The sequence below is a fragment of the Allobosea sp. ASV33 genome, assembly GCF_016428755.1.
GTDB lineage: Bacteria > Pseudomonadota > Alphaproteobacteria > Rhizobiales > Beijerinckiaceae > Allobosea.
In genome coordinates, this window is the sequence record NZ_JAELTI010000064.1 from 12,124 (window position 1) to 32,254 (window position 20,131).

Genomic DNA, 20,131 nt, shown 5'->3' on the forward strand with positions numbered 1-20,131 from the left:
TATGAGCCGCCTCAAGATCCTCGAGGCCTATCTGCAGGTCGCCTCGCTCGGCAGCGTCACGGCGGCGGCGAAGCATCTGGGCGTGTCCCAGCCTTCGGTCAGCCGGATGATCCAGGAGCTGGAGCGCGATCTCGGCCAGCCGCTGTTCGAGCGTGTCGGCCAGCGTCTCGTGCTGACGCAGAAGGGGATGGTGCTGCGCGACGATGTCGAGCGGGCGCTGGCCGGCTTCGTCAACCTATGGGAGCGCGCCCGCGAGGTGATCGGCGAGGCCGAGCCGCCGATCCGGATATCGGCGGTATCGTCGCTCGCCTTCGGCCTGCTGACCGATGCCTGGAACGGGGCGGATGCGCCGCGGCTCGCCATCGAGGTCGAGAATCCCGATCGCGTGCAGAACGCGGTGATTTCCGGCGATGCGCAGTTCGGCGCGACCAGCGCGCCGCTGCTGCACCGGGACCTCGCGCTCGAATGGCTGGGCACGGCACCTTGCGTGCTCGCGGTGCCGGAGAGCGATCCGCTCGCCCAAGTCGAAGGGCCGATCGATCTTCATGCCCTGGCGGGGCGGGACCTCGTCGGCATGTCCTTGCGCCGCGGCTTTCCGGCGCGCATCCGCGCAGCGCTCCACGCGGCCAATGTCGATGTCCGGGTCCGGATCCGCACGACCTCGACCATGAACGTGCTGTCCTTCATACGGGCCGGCGCCGGCATCGCCATCGTCGAGCCGTTGACGCTGACCGGAAACCCGACGCCCGGCATCCGCATCAAGCCGCTGGCGACCTCGATCCCCTATTGCTTCGGCGTCGTGACCGCGCGCGGCGTCACCATCTCCGACAAGGCCCGCGACCTGATCGCCGCGCTCAGGACGAGCGCCGAGAGGCGGCTCGCCGATTTCAACCTGATCCCGCCCGAAGAGCACCATGCGCTCCTCGCCTCGCTGACCAAACAGGAGACGCGGCTGTGACCGAGAAACAGGCCGGGGCACCGGAAGGGCTGGAGGCGCTGAATCGGCGCGTCGCCCGCGAGCTCGAACTGCTGACCCTGCCGGCCGCCCCCTGGGTGCCGGAACGCAGCGTCGCGGGCGAGCCCGTGCTCGACGTCGCGATCATCGGCGCCGGCATGGCCGGCCTCGCCGCTGCCGCAGCCTTTCGCAATATCGGCCTGCGCGCCGTCAATTTCGACCGGCGCCCGCAGGGCTTCGAAGGTCCCTGGGCGACCACGGCGCGGATGGAGACGCTGCGCTCGCCGAAGACCCTGACCGGGCCGGCGCTCGGCATACCATCGCTGACCTTCCGTGCCTGGTACGAAGCGCAGTTCGACGCAGCGGACTGGGAGGCCCTCGACAAGATCCCGCGCCTGATGTGGATGGATTATCTGCGCTGGTTCCGCGATGTTCTCGCGCTCGATATCCGCAACGGCCACGGGATCGCGATGATCCATCTCGGCCCCGAGCATGCGACGCTGGAGATCGACACGCCCGCAGGCCGCCAGCGCGTGCTGGCGCGCCATGTCGTGCTCGCGACCGGCCGCGACGGGCTCGGCGGCCCGGCCGTGCCGGAGATCGCGGAGAGCCTGCCGCGAGAGCGCTGGGCCCATTCCTCGGACAATAACGACTATGCCTCGCTGCGCGGCAAGCGGGTCGCGGTGATCGGCGCCGGCGCCTCGGCGATGGACAGCGCCGGCACGGCGCTCGAAGCCGGCGCGGCCAGCGTCGACCTGCTGATCCGACGCCGCGACATCCCCCGGATCAATCGCGGCAAGGGCATGGGCCATCCCGGCTCGATCGCCGGCTATCGCCACCTGCCCGACGCCTGGAAATGGCGGATCAACAGCTATGTCGCCCGCGAACAGGTGCCGCCGCCGCGCGCCAGCGTGCTGCGCGTCTCGCGTCATCCCAACGCCTTCTTCCGGCAGGGCACTGCGTTGATCTCGGCCCGGATGGACGGCGACGAGATCGTCGTCGAGACCAGCGCCGGCACAATGCGCTTCGACTTCATGATCTTCTCGACCGGCTTCAAGGTCGATTGGGGCACCCGGCCCTTCCTCAAGGAGATCGCGGCCTGCGCCCGCAACTGGGTCGATCGCGGCATGCCCGAAGACGCCGAACCGAGCCTCGGCGCCATGCCCGATCTCGGGCCTGCCTTCGAATTTCAGCCCAAGCTGTCCGGCACCTGCCCCGGGCTCGAACGCATCCACTGCTTCTGCTACCCGGCAATGATGTCGCATGGCACGGTTTCCGGCGACATCCCCGCGATCAGCGACGGCGCCGAGCGGCTCTCGCAGGCGATCGCGTCGAGCCTCTTTCGCGAGGATATCGAGGTCCATTTCCAGCGCGGCCAGGCGTATTCCGAGCCCGAGATCTTCGGCGACGAATGGGTGCCGATCCTGCCCGAGCCGGCGAAGGTGTCGGCCTGATGCTCGGGTGGCTGCTCCAGCGCGTCGCGCAGGCGCTCCTCGTCATCTTCGCGATGTCGCTCGTGGTCTTCCTCGGGCTGCATGCCGTCGGCAACCCCGCCGATCTCCTGCTGGCGCCGGACGCGACGCAGATCGAACGGGCCGAGCTTGTCGCACGCCTCGGCCTCGACCGGCCGCTCTGGGAGCAATATCTGAACTTCGCGCGCAGCGCCCTGCAGGGCGATCTCGGCCGCAGCTTCGTCTATAACGTGCCGGCGGTGACGCTGATCCTGCAGCGCCTGCCGGCGACGCTGGAGCTCGCCTTCGCCGCGACGATCTTCGCGATCATCCTGGGCGTGCCGCTCGGGCTCTATGCCGGGCTCTATCCCGAGCGCACCTTCTCGAAACTGATCCAGACCGGCAGCATCCTCGGCTTCTCGCTGCCGACCTTCTGGGTCGGGCTCTTGCTGATCATGACCTTCAGCGTCTCGCTGGGCTGGCTGCCGGCGAGCGGACGCGGCACGACGGTGCGCGTCTTCGGCGTCGAATGGTCGTTCCTGACGCTGAACGGCTGGCGCCACCTGTTGCTGCCGGCGATCAACCTCTCGCTGTTCAAGGTCTCGCTGGTGATCCGGCTGACGCGGGCCGGCGTGCGCGAGGTCCTGCCACTCGACTATGTCCGCTTCGCCCGCGCCAAGGGCCTGCGCCGCGGCCGGATCGTGGTGATGCATATCCTGCGCAACATCATGATCCCGCTGGTGACCGTGCTCGGGCTGGAGCTCGGCTCGACCATCGCCTTCGCGGTGGTGACCGAGAGCATCTTCGCCTGGCCGGGCTCGGGCAAGCTCATCCTCGACAGCATCAACGCGCTCGATCGACCGGTGGTGACGGCCTATCTGCTGGTGGTGGTGACGCTGTTCGTCATCATCAACCTCGTCGTCGACATCCTTTACCGCTTCCTTGATCCGCGCGTCCGCGAGGAGGCCTCGGCATGACCACGGTTCCCGCCGCCTCCGCCCGCCGCCCCGCGAACAGCGCGCTGCGCCGCTTCCTGCGCGCGCCCTCCGCCCTGATCGGGCTCGGCCTGCTGGGGCTGCTCGTCATCGGCGCCGTGTTCGCGCCGCAGATCGCGCCGCAGAACCCGTTCGACCTCGCCGCTATCGATGTGCTCGACGCGCGCCTGCAGCCAGGCTCGACCTCGATGGGCACCGACATCACCTATCTCCTGGGCACGGACGGACAGGGCCGCGACCTGTTCTCGGCGATTCTCTACGGGCTCAGGACCAGCCTCACCGTCGGCGTCGGCTCGGCGCTGCTCGCCGGCCTGATCGGCATCCTGCTCGGGCTGATCGCGGCCTGGAGCGGCGGCTTCATCGATGCGCTGATCATGCGGCTCGTCGACCTCATCATGTCGCTGCCCTCGATCCTGGTCGCGCTCCTGATGCTGGCGCTGCTCGGCAGGGGCATCGGCAATGTCGTGCTGACGTTGGTGCTGCTGGAATGGGCCTATTACGCCCGCACCGCCCGCGCCCAGGCGCTGGTCGAGCGCAAGCGCGATTATTTCGAGGCCGCGCGCGGTCTCGGCCTGCCGACCTCGCGCATCCTGCTGCGCCATGTCCTGCCGAACTGCCTGCCGCCGCTATTGGTCATCGCCGCACTACAGGTCGCCCGCGCCATCACGCTGGAGGCGACGCTGTCCTTCCTCGGGCTCGGCGCCCCGGTGACGCAGCCCTCGCTCGGCCTGCTGATCGCCAACGGCTTCCAGTTCATGCTGTCGGGCGAATACTGGATCAGCTTCTTCCCGGGCCTGACGCTGCTCGCGGCCATCGTCGCGATCAACCTCGTCGGCGACCGCCTGCGCGAGGTGCTCGATCCGAGGGCGCTGAAATGACCGCGCCTCTCCTCGAAGTCCGCGATCTACGCACGCGCTTCCGCACCGATCGCGGCGATCTCGACGCCGTGCGCGACGTCTCCTTCACCTTGCGCGCCGGCGAGACGCTCGGCCTCGTCGGCGAGAGCGGCTCGGGCAAATCGGTCACCGGCTTCTCGATCATGGGGCTGATCGACCCGCCCGGCCGGATCCTCAGCGGCGAGATCCTGTTCCGGGGACAGGACCTGACCAGGCTCGACGAGGAAGCCATGCGCCGCCTGCGGGGCAACCGCATCGCCATGGTCTTCCAGGATCCGATGATGACGCTGAATCCGGTGCTCCGGATCAGCACGCAAATGATCGAGACGGTCCGCGCGCATGAGAGCGTCGGTGAGGCCACGACGCGTGTCCGGGCGCGCGACCTGCTCGGCGCCATGGGCATCCCGAGCCCGGAGGCAAGGCTCGACGCCTATCCGCACCAGCTCTCCGGCGGCATGCGCCAGCGCGTCGCCATCGCGATCGCGCTGATCAATAAGCCCGACCTGATCATCGCGGACGAGCCGACCACCGCGCTCGACGTCTCGATCCAGGCGCAGATCCTGGCCGAGGTGCAGCAATTGACCCGCGAGAGCGGCACCGCCCTGCTCTGGATCACGCATGACCTCTCGGTGATCGCTGGCATCGCCGACGAGATCGCGGTGATGTATGCCGGGCGCATCGTCGAGCAGGGCAGCGTCGATGCCGTGCTCGACCAGCCGAGCCATCCCTACACGGCCGGGCTGATCGGCAGCCTGCCGGGGGCGAGCAAGCCGGGCTCGATGCTGGTCCAGATTCCCGGCACGACGCCCGACATGGTCGATCCGCCCCAGGGCTGCGCCTTCGGGCCGCGCTGTTCGCGCCGCGACGACGCTTGCGAGCGCCAGCCGGCCTTCACGGAAAGCGCGCATCGCTTGCGCTGCTTCCATCCGCTGTCCGGCCCCGCCTCGGCCGCCGAGGTGTCGGCATGACCGTGACCGCCACACCCTCCGCCCCCGCGCTCGCGACGCGCAAGCTGACCCGGCATTTCGGCCGCGCCGCCGGGCTCGCTGTCAAATTGCACCTGGCCAAGCGGCAGCCGATCATCCACGCGCTCGACGGCATCGACCTGACCATCCCGACCGGGGAATTCATCGGGCTCGTCGGCGAATCCGGCTCCGGCAAATCCACGCTCGGGCGCATCGCCGCAGGCCTGCTGCCGCCGAGCACGGGCGAGGTCGAAGTCTTCGGGCGCTCGCCGCAGGGCGACCGCTCGGTGCATCGCGACGTGCAACTGATCTTCCAGGACCCGCAAGCGAGCCTCAATCCGCGGATGCGGGTCGCGGAAGCGATCGGCGAGGCGCCGCTGGTCCACGGCATCGCGAACCGGTCCGAGATCGACGACTATGTCTGCGCGCAGATGCGCCGGGCCGGGCTCGATCCGGCCTATCGCCAGCGCTTCCCGCACCAGTTCTCCGGCGGCCAGCGCCAGCGCATCTCGATCGCCCGCGCGCTCGCCATGCAGCCGCGCTTCCTGGTCTGCGATGAATCCGTCGCCTCGCTCGACGTCTCGATCCAGGCGCAGATCCTCAACCTGTTCATGCAGCTCCGGCGCGAGTTGGATCTCACCTATCTCTTCATCAGCCACGACCTGCGCGTCGTCCAGCACATCGCCGACCGCGTCGTCATCATGTATCTCGGCCGCATCGTCGAGGACGCGCCGGCCGCCCGATTCTTTGCCCGTCCGAACCACCCCTATACGCAGGGGCTGCTGGCGGAGATTCCCGACCTCAAGCAGCGGCGGCGCGTCTATGCGCCGGTCAAGGGCGAGATTCCGAGCCCGGCCGCCCCGCCGCCCGGCTGCCATTTCCATCCGCGCTGCCCGGCCGCCTTCGACCGCTGCCGCGTCGAAAGACCCGCGCTGCGCGAAATCGCGCCGGGCCATCGTTCCGCCTGCCACCTCAACGACGCGTCCGCGGCTCCAGCCCGCGCGCAAACAGGAGAGATCGCATGACCAAACTGAGCACGCTTGCCCTGTCCGCGGCGCTGATCGCCTTCGCGGGCGCCGCCGCGGCGGAAGACCTGCGCATCGGCTTCGCCGACCCGGTCTCCGCGATCGATCCGCAGCTCAACAACTATGCCGGCGACCATTCGGTCTCGCAGCATTTCTTCCCCGCGATCGTCGCGCAGAAGACGATCGGCGGCATGGCTCCGGGTCTCGCCACCGCCTGGAAGAACACCTCGCCGACGACCTGGGAATTCAAGATTCGCGACAAGGCGGTCTGGACCGACGGCAAGCCGGTGACCGCCGAGGACATCGCCTTTTCCTATGAGCGCGCCCAGAACGTGCCGGGCTCGGTAGCCAGCTTCAAGAGCTTCCTGCGCAGCGTCGCCAAGGTCGAGGTCAAGGACCCGCAGACGCTGGTGATCACCACCAAGGAACCGGACCCGCTGCTGCCGATCAACATCTCCAGCATCTATATCGTCAGCAAGCATATCGGCCAGACCGCGACCACCGACGACTACAACAGCGGCAAGGCGATGGTCGTGGACGGCCCCTATGCCTTCGTCAGCTACACGCCGGGGGACCGCATCGAGATGAAGCGCAACGACACCTACTGGGGCGAGAAGGCCGAGTGGGACAAGGTGAGCTATCGCTACATCGCCAACCCGGCGGCGCGCACCGCGGCGCTGCTCTCGGGCGATGTCGACATGATCGACAAGGTCTCGTTCTCCGATATCGAGAAGCTGGAGAAGAACCCCAAGGTCAAGGTCTGGTCCTATCCCGGCCTGCGCGCGCTGATCCTGCAGCCGAGCTTCAACCCGGCGCCGTCGAAGTTCATCACCGACAAGGCCGGCAAGCCGCTCGACAAGAACCCGCTGCTCGACGTGCGCGTGCGCCGGGCGCTCAACATGGCGATCAATCGCGAGGCCATCGCCGACCGTGTCGCGCGCGGCGGCGTCACCGTCGCGACGCAATGGATGCCGGCCGACACCTTCGGCTACAATCCCGACTACGCCAAGATCGCGGTCGATCCGACCAAGGCCAAGGCGCTGCTGGCCGAGGCCGGCTATCCCGACGGCTTCAAGCTGACCATGCATGTGCCGGGCGAGCGCTATCCGCTGGCACCGGAGACCGCGCAGGCCGTCGCCCAATTCTGGACCCGCATCGGCGTCGAGACCCAGGTCGAGGTGGTGCCCTTCTCGGTCTATGTCACCGGCGCGAACAAGAACGACTACGCGATGAGCGTGATCGGCTGGGGCAACGGCACCGGCGAAGGCACCTATGCGATGACCTCGATCCTCGCGACGAACGACAATGCTCGGGGGCTCGGCGCCTCGAACTGGGGCCGCTACAGCAATCCGAAGCTGGACGAGGCCCTCGCCAAGGCCGGCGCAGAGTTCGATGACCCCAAGCGCGAGGCGATCATCAAGGATGCCGTCAAGGTGGTGATGGACGATGTCGGGATCATCCCGCTCTACCATTACAAGAACATCTGGGCGAGCCGGCCGGACCTCAAGGTCGTGCCCTGGAACAGCGACCGCACCGTCGCCATGCAGGTCAGCAAGGTTAAGTGACCTCCTAACCCGCTGGTTTTTGACAGAACCCAGGCGTCATCCCCAAGCGGTGAAGCCGCGCCGATCCCGGATCTATCGTAGAGGGCGGCGCTCCTCGATGGATCCCGGGGCAAGCCCGGGATGACGGCGCGGTTCCGAGAAAAGTCAGCACGATCCGAACCTGACGGAGACGCAAACCGCCATGCCCGCCGCCTTCTCGATCAGCCCCGCGGTCGACCTGATCGACGTGCCACGCCGGATCGTCCTGACCGGACTGCCGGCGGGCGCGGAGGTGACCGTCGCCGCGGAAACGCCGCGCGGCGGCCGTCCCTGGCGTGCGCAAGCCGTGTTCGCGGCCGATGCCGCCGGAACCGTCGATCTCGGGCGCGACGCGCCGCTACGGGGCGACTACGAAGGCGTCGCCGCGATGGGGCTGGTCTGCGCGCAGGACGGCGAGGGCGAACTGTTTCATGCCGACATGGCCCAGCCGCTGGAGACCACGCTCACCGCCCTGATCGGTGGCGAGCCCGTGGCGTCGGGTGGCTTCAGCCAGATACTGATGACTGAGGGCGTGACGCGGCATCCGCTCGCCGAGGACGAGCTCGTCGGGACACTGTTCCTGCCGGCCGGCGAAGGTCCGCATCCGGCGATCATGATCCTCAACGGCTCTGGCGGCGGCATCAACGAGCCGCGCGCCGCGCTCTGGGCCTCGCGCGGTGTCGCGGCGTTGGCGCTCGGCTATTTCGGCGCTCCTGGCCTGCCGCGATACATCTCGAACACCCCTCTCGAATATTTTGCGCGCGGGATCGACTGGCTGCGCGCCCGCGTTCGCCCGAAGAACGATTTCGTCGCCGTCGCCGGGCAATCGCGCGGCGGCGAACTTGCGCTCCTGCTCGGCGCGACCTTCCCCGACAAGGTCTCGGCCGTGCTGGGCTATGTGCCGAGCGCCTTCGTGCATGGCGGCCAAGCGGCGGCCGATCCCGCTCCGGGGCTCGGGCGCGACGGTCCCTGCTGGACCTTGGATGGCAGGCCGCTCGTCCATCAATGGCAGGACAACGCGACAGCAAGCTGGAAGCCCTATGACGAGGCGACAGATACGCGCCGCAATGCCGATGCGATGCGCACCGCCCTCGGTGACCCCGCCGCCATGGCCCGCGCCCGCATCCCGGTGGAGCGGATCGCCGGGCCGGTCCTGCTGGTCTCGGGCGGCGACGACGGCGCCTGGCCTTCCGATCTCTATTCGCTGATCGTGCAATCGAGCCTGCTCGCGGCCGGGCACCCGCACGAGGTTCTCTGGAAGAACTGGCCCGCCGCCGGCCATTCCATCCTGTTTCCCTATACGCCGGCGACCCGCATCGCCCACCGGCACCCGGTCAGCGGCATCGCGACGACGATGGGCGGCACCCCCGCTGCCAATGCCGAGGCCAATGCGGGCGCCTGGGAGGCGGCCCTTGCCTTCGTCAGGCGCCATGGCGGGACGGCCGGCTGAACGCGCGCTGCACCCGGCACGCTCGGGGGCAGATCATTCTCGGAATCACATCGTCATCCCGGATCGGCGCCGCTTCGCCGCTTGTCCGGGAGGGCGGAGCGGTTCCGTCGAGAATCGCGAAGTCCAAGGCGCCGTAGGGACATCCGAGCCGAGTCGCCATCGGCAGGCCTGCGGCCTCTTGTGCGGGCGAGAAATTTGGCGTCATGGTCCCGCTGACGCCATGCCGGCGCAGCGCTGCTGCTGTGCCGGCTCACCATGACCTCGGCTCACCGGATCACGAATGGTTTCTGTAGCGCTGAAGACGGTTTCGAAGACCTGGGGCGGCGCCGCCGCGGTCGATGCCATCAGCTTCACCGTCAAAGGCGGCAATCTCGTCGCGCTGCTCGGCCCCTCCGGCTGCGGCAAGTCGACCACGCTCCGGCTGATCGCCGGCCTCGAGGACACCAGCAGTGGCACCATCGAGATCGGCGGGCGCAACGTCACCCATGCCTCGCCCTCGCAGCGCGGCATCGCCATGGTCTTCCAGAACTATGCGCTGTTCCCGCATCTGAGCGTCGCCGAGAACATCCTGTTCGGGCTCAAGGTGCGCAAGGTCGGGCGTGCCGAGCGCGACGAGCGCCTCGCGCGTGCCGCCTCGATCCTCGGCCTCTCCGCCCTGCTCGAACGCAAGCCCTCGCAACTCTCCGGCGGCCAGCAGCAGCGCGTCGCGCTCGGCCGCGCCATCGTCGCCGAGGCGCCGGTCTGCCTGATGGACGAGCCGCTCTCCAATCTCGACGCCCAGTTGCGCGTCGAGATGCGCCGCGAGATCCGCGAATTGCAGCAGCGGCTCGGCATGACCATGGTCTATGTCACGCATGATCAGGTCGAGGCGATGACCATGGCCGACCAGGTCGTGCTGATGCGCAACGGCCGGATCGAGCAGGACGCCCCGCCGGACGTGCTCTACGAGAACCCGGCGACGATCTTCGCGGCCCGCTTCGTCGGCACGCCGCCGATGAACGTGCTGCCTTTGGCGACCGTGCAGGCGCGCGGCGGCGCGATCACGGCTCCCGATGGTCTCGACCCCGCGAGCCTCGCGGCCGGCATCCGCCCCGAGATGGTCGAAATCGGCGAAAGCGGCGTTGCCGCCGATGTCGTCGCGGTCGAATATCTCGGCTCCGACACGCTGCTCGAAACCCGGATCGACGGCCACTCCTTCATCGTCAAGCGGCCCGGAAAAGTGCGGGCCACAGCCGGCGAACAGATCTACATCACGTTGTCACAATCGGCGCTGCACTGGTTCGATCTGGCGTCCGAACGGAAGGTGGTTCGCAACTGAACCGGCCGGAGCGTCGGACGTGCGGACCATCCCAGCAAGGGAGAGAGGATATTATGGACAGGCGTGAATTTCTTGGCGGCACGGCCGCCTTTGCGGGCGCGACCGCTCTGCCCGGCATCGCCCGGGCGCAGAGCACCGAGCTTTCGTTCTTCTATCCCGTCGCCGTCGGCGGGCCGATCACCAAGCTGATCGACAACTACGCTGCCGGCTTCGAGAAGGACAATCCGTCGGTCAAGCTGAAGCCGATCTATGCCGGCACCTATCAGGAAACCATCGTCAAGGCGCTGACCGCGCATAAGAGCGGCACGCCGCCGGTTCTCTCGGTGCTGCTTTCGACGGACATGTTCACGCTGATCGACGAAGAGGCGATCGTGCCCTTCGACGACTTCGTCAAGACCGACGAAGACAAGAAGTGGCTCGCCAGCTTCTATCCCGGCTTCATGGAGAACAGCCAGACCGGCGGCAAGACCTGGGGCATCCCGTTCCAGCGCTCCACCGTGGTGCTCTACTGGAACAAGGACCTCTTCAAGGAAGCCGGGCTCGACCCGGAGAAGCCGCCGAAGACCTGGGCCGAGCAGGTCGAGTTCGCGCAGAAGCTGACCAAGCGCGACGCTGCCGGCAACACCACGCAATGGGGCATCCAGATCCCCTCTTCCGGCTTCCCCTACTGGCTGTTCCAGGGCCTCTCGACCCAGGCCGGCGCGATTCTCGCCAATGCGGCCGGCGACAAGACCGATTATGCCAATCCGGGCGTCGTCGAGGCGCTGCAGTACTGGGTCGACCTTGCGCAGAAATACAAGGTCCATCCGCCCGGCATCGTCGAATGGGGCACCACGCCGCGCGATTTCTTCGAGAAGAAGGTCGCGATGATGTGGACCACCACGGGCAACCTGACCAATGTCCGCGCCAACGCGAAGTTCCCCTTCGGCGTCGGGGTTCTGCCGGCCGGCAAGAAGCCTGGCAGCCCGACCGGCGGCGGCAATTTCTACCTCTCGAAGAAGGCCACAAAGGCCGAGCAGGAAGCCGCCTTCAAGTTCGTGCGCTGGATCACCACGCCAGAGCGCGCCGCGCAGTGGAGCGCCGATACCGGCTATGTCGGTGTGACGCCGGCCGCCTACGAGACCGAGGCGATGAAGAAATACGTCGCCGACTTCCCGCAGGCGATCGTCGCGCGCGACCAGCTCTCCAGCGCGGTGGCCGAGCTCTCGACGCATGAGAACCAGCGCGTCACCAAGGCGCTGAACGACGGGTTGCAGGCGGCGCTGACCGGCACAAAGACGCCGCAGAAGGCCATGGAGGAGGCGCAGGCCGAGGCCGAGCGCATCCTCAAGGCCTATCGCTGATCCCGCCGCGATGACGAACCGCGCGACCGCGACGATCCATGGCTGGCTGCTCCTGCTGCCGGCCATGGCTTGCCTGGCCCTGTTCACGCATTGGCCCGCGGTCGCGAGCTTCATCGAGAGCTTCCATTCGACACCGAAGGCGCGCCGCCCGGCGCGCTTCATCGGGCTCGACAACTACCAGCAGATGCTGGCCGACCCGATCTTCTGGAAGGCGCTGAGCAACAATCTCTGGTTCGCGCTCGGCACGATCCCCACCTCGATCGCGCTGGCGCTGCTGATGGCGGTCTGGGTCAATGACCGGATCGCGGGGCGCACGCTCGTGCGCATGGCCTATTTCACGCCGACGATCCTGCCGATGATCGCGGTCGCCAATATCTGGCTGTTCTTCTACACGCCGCAATACGGGCTTCTGGAGCAGATCACCGGCCTGTTCGGCGCGCGCTCGACCAACTGGCTGGGCTCCCAGGATACCGCGCTCTACGCCATCACCATCGTCGCGATCTGGAAGGAAGCCGGCTTCTTCATGATCTTCTACCTCGCGGCGCTGCAGGCGATCCCGCCCAGCCTGGGCGAGGCTGCAGCAATCGAGGGCGCCTCGCGCTGGACCTTCTTCCGGCGCATCCAGTTCCCGCTGCTGATGCCGACGACGCTGTTCGTACTGATCAACGCGGTGATCAACGCCTTCCGCATGGTCGACCATATCGTGGTGATGACGCGCGGCGGGCCGGACAACGCCACGACGCTGCTGCTCTACTACATCTACCAGGTCGGCTTCGGCTTCTGGGACACGGCCTACGCGGCGACGCTGACCTGCGTGCTGCTGGCGCTGCTCGCGCTCGTAGCCTTCGTCCAGTACGGCTGGCTCGAACGCAGGACGCATTATCAATGAGCGCCGCGCCCCACCCCGCACCCGCCGCGACGCGCAGCGATCCTTACGCGCCCAAGGGCCTCGCGCTCACGCTGGAATCCACCGGTGCGATCCTGCTTGCGCTCATCTGGGTGCTGCCGCTCGCCTATGCCGTCTGGGCCGCGTTCCACCCGGCCGAATACACCACCCGCTTCGTGCTGACCGCGCCCTTGACGCTCGACAATTTTACGCGGGCCTGGGCGGCGGCGCCCTTCGCCCGCTATTTCCTCAACACCTTCATCCTGGTCACGCTGATACTGGTCTTTCAGATCGTGCTGGGCACGCTCGCGGCCTATGCACTGGCACGTCAGGATTTCTGGGGCCGCGACGTCGCCTTCGTGCTGATCCTGGCGCAGCTGATGATCATGCCGGACGCGCTGATCGTCGAGAACTACCGTACGCTCGCCAAGCTCAACCTGATCGACACGATCCCGGCGATCGCCCTGCCCTATATCGCCTCGGCCTTCGGCATCTTCCTGCTGCGCCAGACCTTCAAGACCGTGCCGAAGGAACTGGACGACGCCGCCCGCGTCGAGGGCGCAAGTCCATTGCAGGTGCTGATGCGGGTCTATGTGCCCCTGGCGAAGCCGACCTATGTCGCCTATGGCCTCGTCTCGGTGAGCTATCACTGGAACAACTTCCTCTGGCCACTGCTCGTCACGAACTCCGTCGAGTCGCGGCCATTGACGGTCGGCTTGCAGGTCTTCTCCTCGGCCGACCAGGGCATCGACTGGGCGGTGATCTGCGCGGCGACCTTGATGACCTCGGCGCCGCTGCTCGTCGGCTTCCTGCTGTTCCAGCGCCAGTTCGTGCAGAGCTTCATGCGCGCCGGCATCAAGTAAGGAACGGCCCACCGATGAAGCTGATCACCTGGAACATCCAGTGGGCCCGCGGCGTCGACGACAAGGTCGATCCGCGCCGCATCATCGATCATGCCCGGCAGATGGCCGATTTCGACGTGCTCTGCCTGCAGGAGGTCGCGGCCAATTTCCCCGACCTCGACGGCAATGACCGCACCGACCAGTTCGCGCTGTTCAGCGAATTGCTACCTGGCTTCAACGCAATCGAGGCGATCGGTGTCGATATCCCGGATAGCGAAGGAGGCCGCAAGCGCTTCGGCAACCTGATCCTGTCGCGATTGCCTGTGGCGCAGGCCTTGCGCCATGTCCTGCCCTGGGAAGCGGCTGAGACACGCAACATGCCGCGCGTGCTGGTCGAGGCGATGATCGAGACGCCCTTCGGCCCGATCCGGGTGATGACGACCCATCTGGAATATTCGTCGCCCGTGCTGCGTTCGGCCCAGGTCGAGGGCATCCGGCAGATCCACCGTATGGCGGCCGCGCGACAGGCGACGCCGCGCCAGCCCGGCCCACACACCTATGCGCCGACGCCGAACGCGGCGAGCGCGATCCTCACCGGCGATTTCAACATGCGCCCGGACGATGCCGGTATGGCGCAACTGCTCGCGCCGTTCGCTGGCGACGTGCCGCCGCTGGTCGATCTCTGGCCGGTCTTGAAGGGCACCGAGCCGCATCCGCCCTCCGCCTTCATCTGCGACCAGACCTACGGCCCGCCGGGCTGCCTCGACTATGTGCTGGCGACGCCGGATCTCGCCGAGCGGGCGCGCTCGATCATCTACGACATCGAGACGCGCGCCTCGGACCACCAACCGATCCTCGTCGAGTTCGATCTCGGATGATCTTTACCCGGCAGGACCACGAGCGGCTCGACGCCATCCTGCGCGAGGCCGCCCGCAGCGAGGTGATGCCGCGTTTCCGCCGGTTGGCGGCCGGCGATATCCGCGCCAAGCAGAACCCGGTCGATGTCGTCACGGAGGCAGACGAGGCGGCCGAACGCTTCATCTGCGACGAGCTGGCCAAGGCTTTTCCGGGCGCCGTGCTGATCGGCGAGGAGGCCGTGGCGCAAGACCCGTCCCTGCTCTCGAAGCTGGAGCAAGCCGAGCTCGCCTTCGTCATCGACCCGATCGACGGCACGCTGAACTATGCCAGCGACCTCCCGCTCTTCGCCGTGATGGCCGCAGTCGTCGTCCAGGGCGAGATCGTCGCCGCCGTGATCCATGATCCGACGGCCGATGACAGCGCTATGGCGCTGCGCGGCGAAGGCGCATGGCTGAGCCATGAGAACGGCACGAGCCGTGATTTGCGCGTCGCGCCGGCCGTCGCGACGCGGCAAATGAACGGCATGGCGAGCTGGCAATATTTTCCGGAGCCGCTGCGCAGCACGCTTCCCGGCCGCTTCCCAGCCTTCCTCGAAGTCGGCTCGCTGCGTTGCTGCGGGCAGGAATACCGGCTGGCGGCGGCAGGACGCCTGCAATTCCTGCTCTATGGCGTGCTCAACCCCTGGGACCATGCGCCGGGCGTGCTGCTCTACGGCGAGGCCGGCGGCCATGCGCGCCTGCTCGACGGCCGGCCCTATTCGCCGACCGAGCGCCCGGCCGGCCTGCTCTGCGCGCCCAACGAGGCGAGCTGGCAGGAGATCAGGTCAATCCTGCTGGATTGAGCGGCGCCAAGCCTCGGCTCCGAAACAACCTCGACGTCATCCCGGACAAGCGACGCAGTCGCGCCGATCCGGGATCCATGCCAGAGCATTCCCGGCAGGGATCAGGCATGGATCCCGGGTCTCCCTTCGGTCGCCCGGATTGACCGCCCTTTCGCCAGAAGGCGCTCAGTCCTCGTCGTCGCGCTGACGCGGACCTTCTCCGAGGATCTCGCGTTTGCCTGCATGGTTTGCGGGCCCGACGATGCCCTCATTCTCCATGCGCTCCATGATGGATGCGGCGCGGTTGTAGCCGATCTGGAGGCGGCGCTGGATATAGGAGGTCGAGGCCTTCTTGTCGCGCAGCACGACAGCGACCGCCTGCTCGTAGGGATCGTCCGAGTCGGTCGAGCCCATGCCGGTCTTGTCGAAGACGGCGCCGTCCTCGTCCTCGCCCGCTTCCTCCTCCTCGGAGGTGACGGCGTCGAGATATTGCGGGCGGCCTTGCGTCTTGAGATGGGCGACGACCTTCTCAACCTCGTTGTCCGAGACGAAGGGTCCGTGGACGCGGGTGATGCGCCCGCCGCCGGCCATGTAGAGCATGTCGCCCTGGCCCAGAAGCTGCTCGGCGCCCATCTCGCCCAGGATCGTGCGCGAGTCGATCTTGCTGGTGACCTGGAAAGAGATGCGGGTCGGGAAGTTCGCCTTGATCGTGCCGGTGATGACGTCGACCGAGGGGCGCTGCGTGGCGAGCACGACATGGATGCCGGCGGCACGCGCCATCTGGGCGAGGCGCTGGATCGTGCCCTCGATCTCCTTGCCGGCGACCATCATCAGGTCGGCCATCTCGTCGACGATGACGACGATATAGGGCAGAGGCTCGAGGTCCATGACCTCCTCCTCATAGATCGCCTCGCCCGAATGCTTGTCGAAGCCGGTCTGGACGGTCCGCGTGATGACCTCGCCGGCGGCCTTGGCCTCGCCGACCCTGGCATTGAAGCCATCGATGTTGCGCACCGAGAGCTTCGACATCTTCTTGTAGCGCTCCTCCATCTCGCGCACCGCCCATTTCAGGGCGACGACCGCCTTCTTGGGATCGGTGACGACGGGGGTGAGCAGATGCGGGATGCCGTCATAGACCGAGAGCTCCAGCATCTTGGGATCGACCATGATCAGGCGGCACTCTTCGGGCTTCAGCCGGTAGAGGATCGACAGGATCATGGTGTTGATCGCCACCGACTTGCCCGAGCCGGTGGTGCCCGCCACGAGCAGGTGCGGCATGCGGGCGAGATCGGCGATCACCGGCTCGCCGCCGATGGTCTTGCCGAGGCAGAGCGCGAGCTTGTGCTTGGTCGATTCGAAATCCTGGCTCGCCAGAAGCTCGCGCAGGAAGACGGTCTCGCGGCGGGCGTTGGGCAACTCGATGCCGATCGCGTTCTTGCCCTGCACCACGGCCACACGCGCCGACACCGCGCTCATCGAACGCGCGATGTCGTCGGCAAGGGAGATGACGCGGGAACTCTTGATACCGGGGGCGGGCTCCAGCTCGTACAAGGTGACGACCGGACCGGGGCAGGCCTGGACGATCTCGCCGCGGATGTTGAAATCCTCCAGCACGCCCTCGAGAAGACCGGCGTTCTGCTGGAGCATCTCGACCGGCATGGTCTCCGCCTGCTCCTGCGGCGGCTCGGCCAGGAACTCGATCGGCGGGAGCTGAAAGCCGGCATCCTGCACGACGGGCAGTTCGACGAGGCGGAGCTTGGCCCGGAACGGGGTGACCTTGGCCGACTCGGTCGCGACCGGCTCCGGACGAACGGGTTCGGGCTGAGCGGGGGCGGGCTGGGCCGACGCGGGCTGGACCTGCTTGGGCTGAACCGGCTTGGGCTCGACCAGAGGCCGCGTGCTGCGCGCCAGCGGCACGCCGGGTTTCGCCGTGACCATGGGCTCGGCCGGAATCGGAAGCTCATCCTCGACCACGGGCGCCTGTGTGACCGGCATCGACCAGGACGGCGTCGCGATCTGGAAGCTGACCTGATAGCTCTGCCCCCAGCCGAAACCGGACCAGGAGCGCGCGACGACCGGGGCTGCGAGCGCGATCGGCGTAGTTTCGCGCATCGCGACCGGCGGCTCTTCAAAAGCGACGGCCGGAGCATAGGCCATCGCGTCCGCGATCATCGACGGCGCGGCGGGAGCGAACGCGAAATCCGCGTCATCGCGCTCGGCCTCGGGCACGCATTCCCAGAAGGCGTGATCCGAGATGAAGTCGAGCGGCGTCGCGACGTCCTGTTCCGGGTAGCCGGCGACCTCTGCGGGAGGTCCGAAACCGGTCTCGATGGGCTGCATCTCATCGACGAAAGCGTTCTCGTCCGCGTCGTATGTCAGCTCGACATCGACCGCCTCGTCCATTGCGGGTTCTGGCACCGGCTCGCTGCCGGGCGCGCCCCAGACCTGCCGGATCAGGTGATCCGGCGTGCGCCAGAAGCGGACGCGGCTCTCGCCCGGTGCGGGCGCGTTCGGGGACAAGCTGATGTCGAATCGTGGCCCGAGGACCGGCGAGGCGGAGAGCTCCCGTTCGGCCTGCGCCAGCTTGCGCTGCGCGTCGCCCGAACGCGACGGGCGGACATAGGTCGGCCAGGAGCTGGTCGGCGCCGACTCGCTGCGAAGCGGTTCCGCGGCAGAGGTTTCCGGGGTTGCAGGCAGTGCGGTCTGCTGTGGTTGAACGAGGGGATTATCCTCGGAAACGACGGCGTTCGCGCGGCGGAGACGATCCAGTTTTTGCATGGGCTTAGGCGAACACTACGCTTCGTTAACCTGAGACCCAGTCCTAGCCCGGCAGGGTTAAGAGACCGTTCCGGCAGTCTCCTTTTCGGTGTCCGAAGCTGGCGCGCTCGACCCAGCCGCAAGCGTCAGCGCGGCTGCTTTTCCACGGGCGATGCGGCAGCATCGTCGTCCTGGAGCACGCGCCAGGCGGCGCCTTCGAGATCGGCGAACTGGCCTGATCGCATGCACCAGAAGAAGGCGCCCAGGCCCAGCAGGCCGAGCCCGAGCGCAAGGGGAAACAGGATGACGATGATGTTCATGCGCCGGCCTCCGACGGCGCCTTGCGGCCGCGCGCGCGCAGGGCATTGAGGGTCACGACCAGGGACGAGCCCGACATGGCGACGGCGGCGACCAGCGGCGTCGCCAACCCGGCGATGGCGATCGGCACCGCGACCGCGTTGTAGAGCACGGCGAACCACAGGTTCTGCAGCATCAACCCGCGCGCCTTCCGTGCGATATCCAGCGCGGCCGAGACGGGCGCGAGGCTGTCGCTGAGGAAGACGATGTCGGCTGCCGCCTGCGCCAGATGGGTGGCGCTGACCGGCGAGAGCGAGACATGCGCGCCCGCGAGCGCCGGCGCATCGTTCAACCCATCGCCGACCATCAGGACCTTCCGGCCGTTGGCCGCCATGGCGTCGAGCAGGTTCAGCTTGTCGGCGGGCAGCAGCCCGGCCTCCACATGCGCGATGCCGAGCGCGGCGGCGATCGGCGCGACGGCTTCCGACCGGTCGCCGGAGAGGATCGCGATCTCCAGCCCCGCCGCACGCAGGGCGTCGATCGTCGCCCGCGCATCCGGCCGCAGGCTCTGCCCGAGCGCCAGAACGGTGCGATAGGTGCCGTGACGATATGCGATCAGCGAGGTGCCCGGATGTTGTGCCTTCACCGGCGCGGCTTCCGCCTCGGCATCGCAGAAGGCGAGGCTGCCGAGGCGCTGCTCGCCGTCCCCCTCTCCGGCCGACAGGCCGTGCCCGCGCTCCTCATGGATATCCGTTCGCGGAGAGGTGGCGCCGAGGGCGCGGGCCAGAGCCTGCGCCAGCGGGTGGGTGCTGGATGCTGCGAGCGCTCCGATCTCGGCTCGCCGTTCGGCCGGCAACGCCTCGGGATTGAGGATCTCGGGCTCTGGCAGGGTCAGCGTTCCCGTCTTGTCGAAGACGGCGATATCTGCCTCGGCGAGACGCTCCAGCGCATCGCCCTCCTTGAGCATGATCTTGCGCTTGAACAAGGCGGAGGCCGCGACGACCTGCACGGCGGGGATCGCAAGGCCGAGCGCGCAGGGGCAGGTGATGATGAGGACCGTCACCGCGATCATCAGCGCCTCGGGCCAGCTCAGCCCACAGGCGAGCCAGCCAAGGAAGGTCGCCGCCGCCAGCGTATGGACCACCGGCGCGTAGAGCCGCGCCGCGCGGTCCGAGAGGCGGACATAACGCGAGCGGCTGCCGACGGCCTCACTCATCAGCCGGTCGATCTCGTCGAGCAGCGTGCCTTGGCCGGCGGCTTCGACGCGGATGGTCAAGGCGCCCGTCAGGTTGAGCGTGCCGGCATGGACGCGCTCGCCTGCGCCGATCGCGGCAGGCGCGGTTTCGCCGGTGACGAGGCTTTGGTCGAGCTCGGAATGGCCGGTCTCGACGATGCCGTCGACCGAGACGCGCTCGCCCGGGCGGGCTAGGACGCGGTCGCCGGGCGCGATCGCCGCGATCGGCGTGACCGTCCAGCTTCCGTCGTCGGAGAGCCTCGTCGCAGTCTCGGCCTTGAGGGCAGCGAGGTTGCCGGCGAGGTCGCGGGTGCGGCGGCGCATGAGCTGGTCGAGATAGCGCCCGATCAGCAGGAAGAAGAGCAGCATCACAACGCCGTCGAAATAAGCGTGGCGGCCGTGGGTCCAGGTCTCGGCGACGGACATGGCGAGCGCCAGCACGACGCCGATGGTGAT

The 20,131-nt window shown here is 67.8% G+C and carries 17 protein-coding genes; 14 read left to right on the forward strand and 3 right to left on the reverse strand.

Going from position 1 to position 20,131, the window contains the following annotated elements; translation table 11 throughout:
- The first annotated feature begins 1 nt into the window (after position 1).
- From JHD80_RS17860 to JHD80_RS17925, 14 genes are all read left to right on the forward strand, one after another.
- Complete coding sequence (locus JHD80_RS17860) at positions 2-958, forward strand: LysR family transcriptional regulator (RefSeq protein WP_199090053.1); 957 nt, start codon at positions 2-4, stop codon at positions 956-958.
- Complete coding sequence (locus tag JHD80_RS17865; protein WP_199090055.1) at positions 955-2,409, forward strand: SidA/IucD/PvdA family monooxygenase; 1,455 nt, start codon at positions 955-957, stop codon at positions 2,407-2,409. The genes JHD80_RS17860 and JHD80_RS17865 overlap by 4 nt, the downstream gene beginning before the upstream one ends.
- Complete coding sequence (locus JHD80_RS17870) at positions 2,409-3,383, forward strand: ABC transporter permease (RefSeq protein WP_199090057.1); 975 nt, start codon at positions 2,409-2,411, stop codon at positions 3,381-3,383. The genes JHD80_RS17865 and JHD80_RS17870 overlap by 1 nt, the downstream gene beginning before the upstream one ends.
- Positions 3,380-4,279: an ABC transporter permease gene (locus JHD80_RS17875; RefSeq protein ID WP_199090059.1), complete on the forward strand. Its 900-nt coding sequence runs from the start codon at positions 3,380-3,382 to the stop codon at positions 4,277-4,279. Before JHD80_RS17870 ends, JHD80_RS17875 begins: the two co-directional genes overlap by 4 nt.
- Entirely contained in the window at positions 4,276-5,265 is a 990-nt protein-coding gene (locus JHD80_RS17880; protein ID WP_199090061.1) for an ABC transporter ATP-binding protein, read from the forward strand. The genes JHD80_RS17875 and JHD80_RS17880 overlap by 4 nt, the downstream gene beginning before the upstream one ends.
- On the forward strand, positions 5,262-6,287 hold the full coding sequence (locus JHD80_RS17885; RefSeq protein WP_199090069.1) for an ABC transporter ATP-binding protein: 1,026 nt from the start codon (positions 5,262-5,264) through the stop codon (positions 6,285-6,287). Before JHD80_RS17880 ends, JHD80_RS17885 begins: the two co-directional genes overlap by 4 nt.
- Positions 6,284-7,852 carry an ABC transporter substrate-binding protein gene (locus JHD80_RS17890; protein WP_199090071.1) on the forward strand — a complete coding sequence of 523 codons (1,569 nt, stop codon included), beginning with the start codon at positions 6,284-6,286 and terminating at the stop codon, positions 7,850-7,852. Before JHD80_RS17885 ends, JHD80_RS17890 begins: the two co-directional genes overlap by 4 nt.
- A gap of 181 nt (positions 7,853-8,033) precedes the next feature.
- Positions 8,034-9,320 (forward strand): acyl-CoA thioester hydrolase/BAAT C-terminal domain-containing protein, encoded by a 1,287-nt coding sequence (locus tag JHD80_RS17895; protein WP_199090081.1) that lies wholly within the window; start codon positions 8,034-8,036, stop codon positions 9,318-9,320.
- A gap of 280 nt (positions 9,321-9,600) precedes the next feature.
- Positions 9,601-10,638 (forward strand): ABC transporter ATP-binding protein, encoded by a 1,038-nt coding sequence (locus tag JHD80_RS17900; RefSeq protein WP_199090088.1) that lies wholly within the window; start codon positions 9,601-9,603, stop codon positions 10,636-10,638.
- 53 nt (positions 10,639-10,691) lie between these two features.
- Positions 10,692-11,981, forward strand: coding sequence for an ABC transporter substrate-binding protein (locus JHD80_RS17905; RefSeq protein WP_199090090.1), 1,290 nt, complete (start codon positions 10,692-10,694; stop codon positions 11,979-11,981).
- Between the two features lie 10 nt (positions 11,982-11,991).
- Positions 11,992-12,870: a carbohydrate ABC transporter permease gene (locus JHD80_RS17910; protein WP_199090092.1), complete on the forward strand. Its 879-nt coding sequence runs from the start codon at positions 11,992-11,994 to the stop codon at positions 12,868-12,870.
- Positions 12,867-13,730: a carbohydrate ABC transporter permease gene (locus JHD80_RS17915; protein ID WP_199090094.1), complete on the forward strand. Its 864-nt coding sequence runs from the start codon at positions 12,867-12,869 to the stop codon at positions 13,728-13,730. Before JHD80_RS17910 ends, JHD80_RS17915 begins: the two co-directional genes overlap by 4 nt.
- Positions 13,731-13,744: 14 nt before the next feature.
- Entirely contained in the window at positions 13,745-14,587 is an 843-nt protein-coding gene (locus JHD80_RS17920; protein ID WP_199090102.1) for an endonuclease/exonuclease/phosphatase family protein, read from the forward strand.
- Positions 14,584-15,408: an inositol monophosphatase family protein gene (locus JHD80_RS17925; RefSeq protein ID WP_199090104.1), complete on the forward strand. Its 825-nt coding sequence runs from the start codon at positions 14,584-14,586 to the stop codon at positions 15,406-15,408. The genes JHD80_RS17920 and JHD80_RS17925 overlap by 4 nt, the downstream gene beginning before the upstream one ends.
- A gap of 165 nt (positions 15,409-15,573) precedes the next feature.
- Here JHD80_RS17925 and JHD80_RS17930 read toward each other — a convergent pair whose 3' ends face one another.
- From JHD80_RS17930 to JHD80_RS17940, 3 genes are all read right to left on the reverse strand, one after another.
- The gene (locus JHD80_RS17930; RefSeq protein ID WP_248311628.1) at positions 15,574-17,907 is read right to left on the reverse strand and encodes a DNA translocase FtsK; all 2,334 of its coding nucleotides are present in this window, start codon (positions 17,905-17,907) and stop codon (positions 15,574-15,576) included.
- Between the two features lie 383 nt (positions 17,908-18,290).
- A complete protein-coding gene (gene ccoS / locus JHD80_RS17935) occupies positions 18,291-18,464 on the reverse strand; it encodes a cbb3-type cytochrome oxidase assembly protein CcoS (RefSeq protein WP_199090111.1) in 174 nt (57 codons plus the stop codon).
- A partial coding sequence (locus JHD80_RS17940; RefSeq protein WP_199090113.1) for a copper-translocating P-type ATPase occupies positions 18,461-20,131 on the reverse strand: 1,671 nt, incomplete at its 5' end. The genes ccoS and JHD80_RS17940, both read right to left, overlap by 4 nt.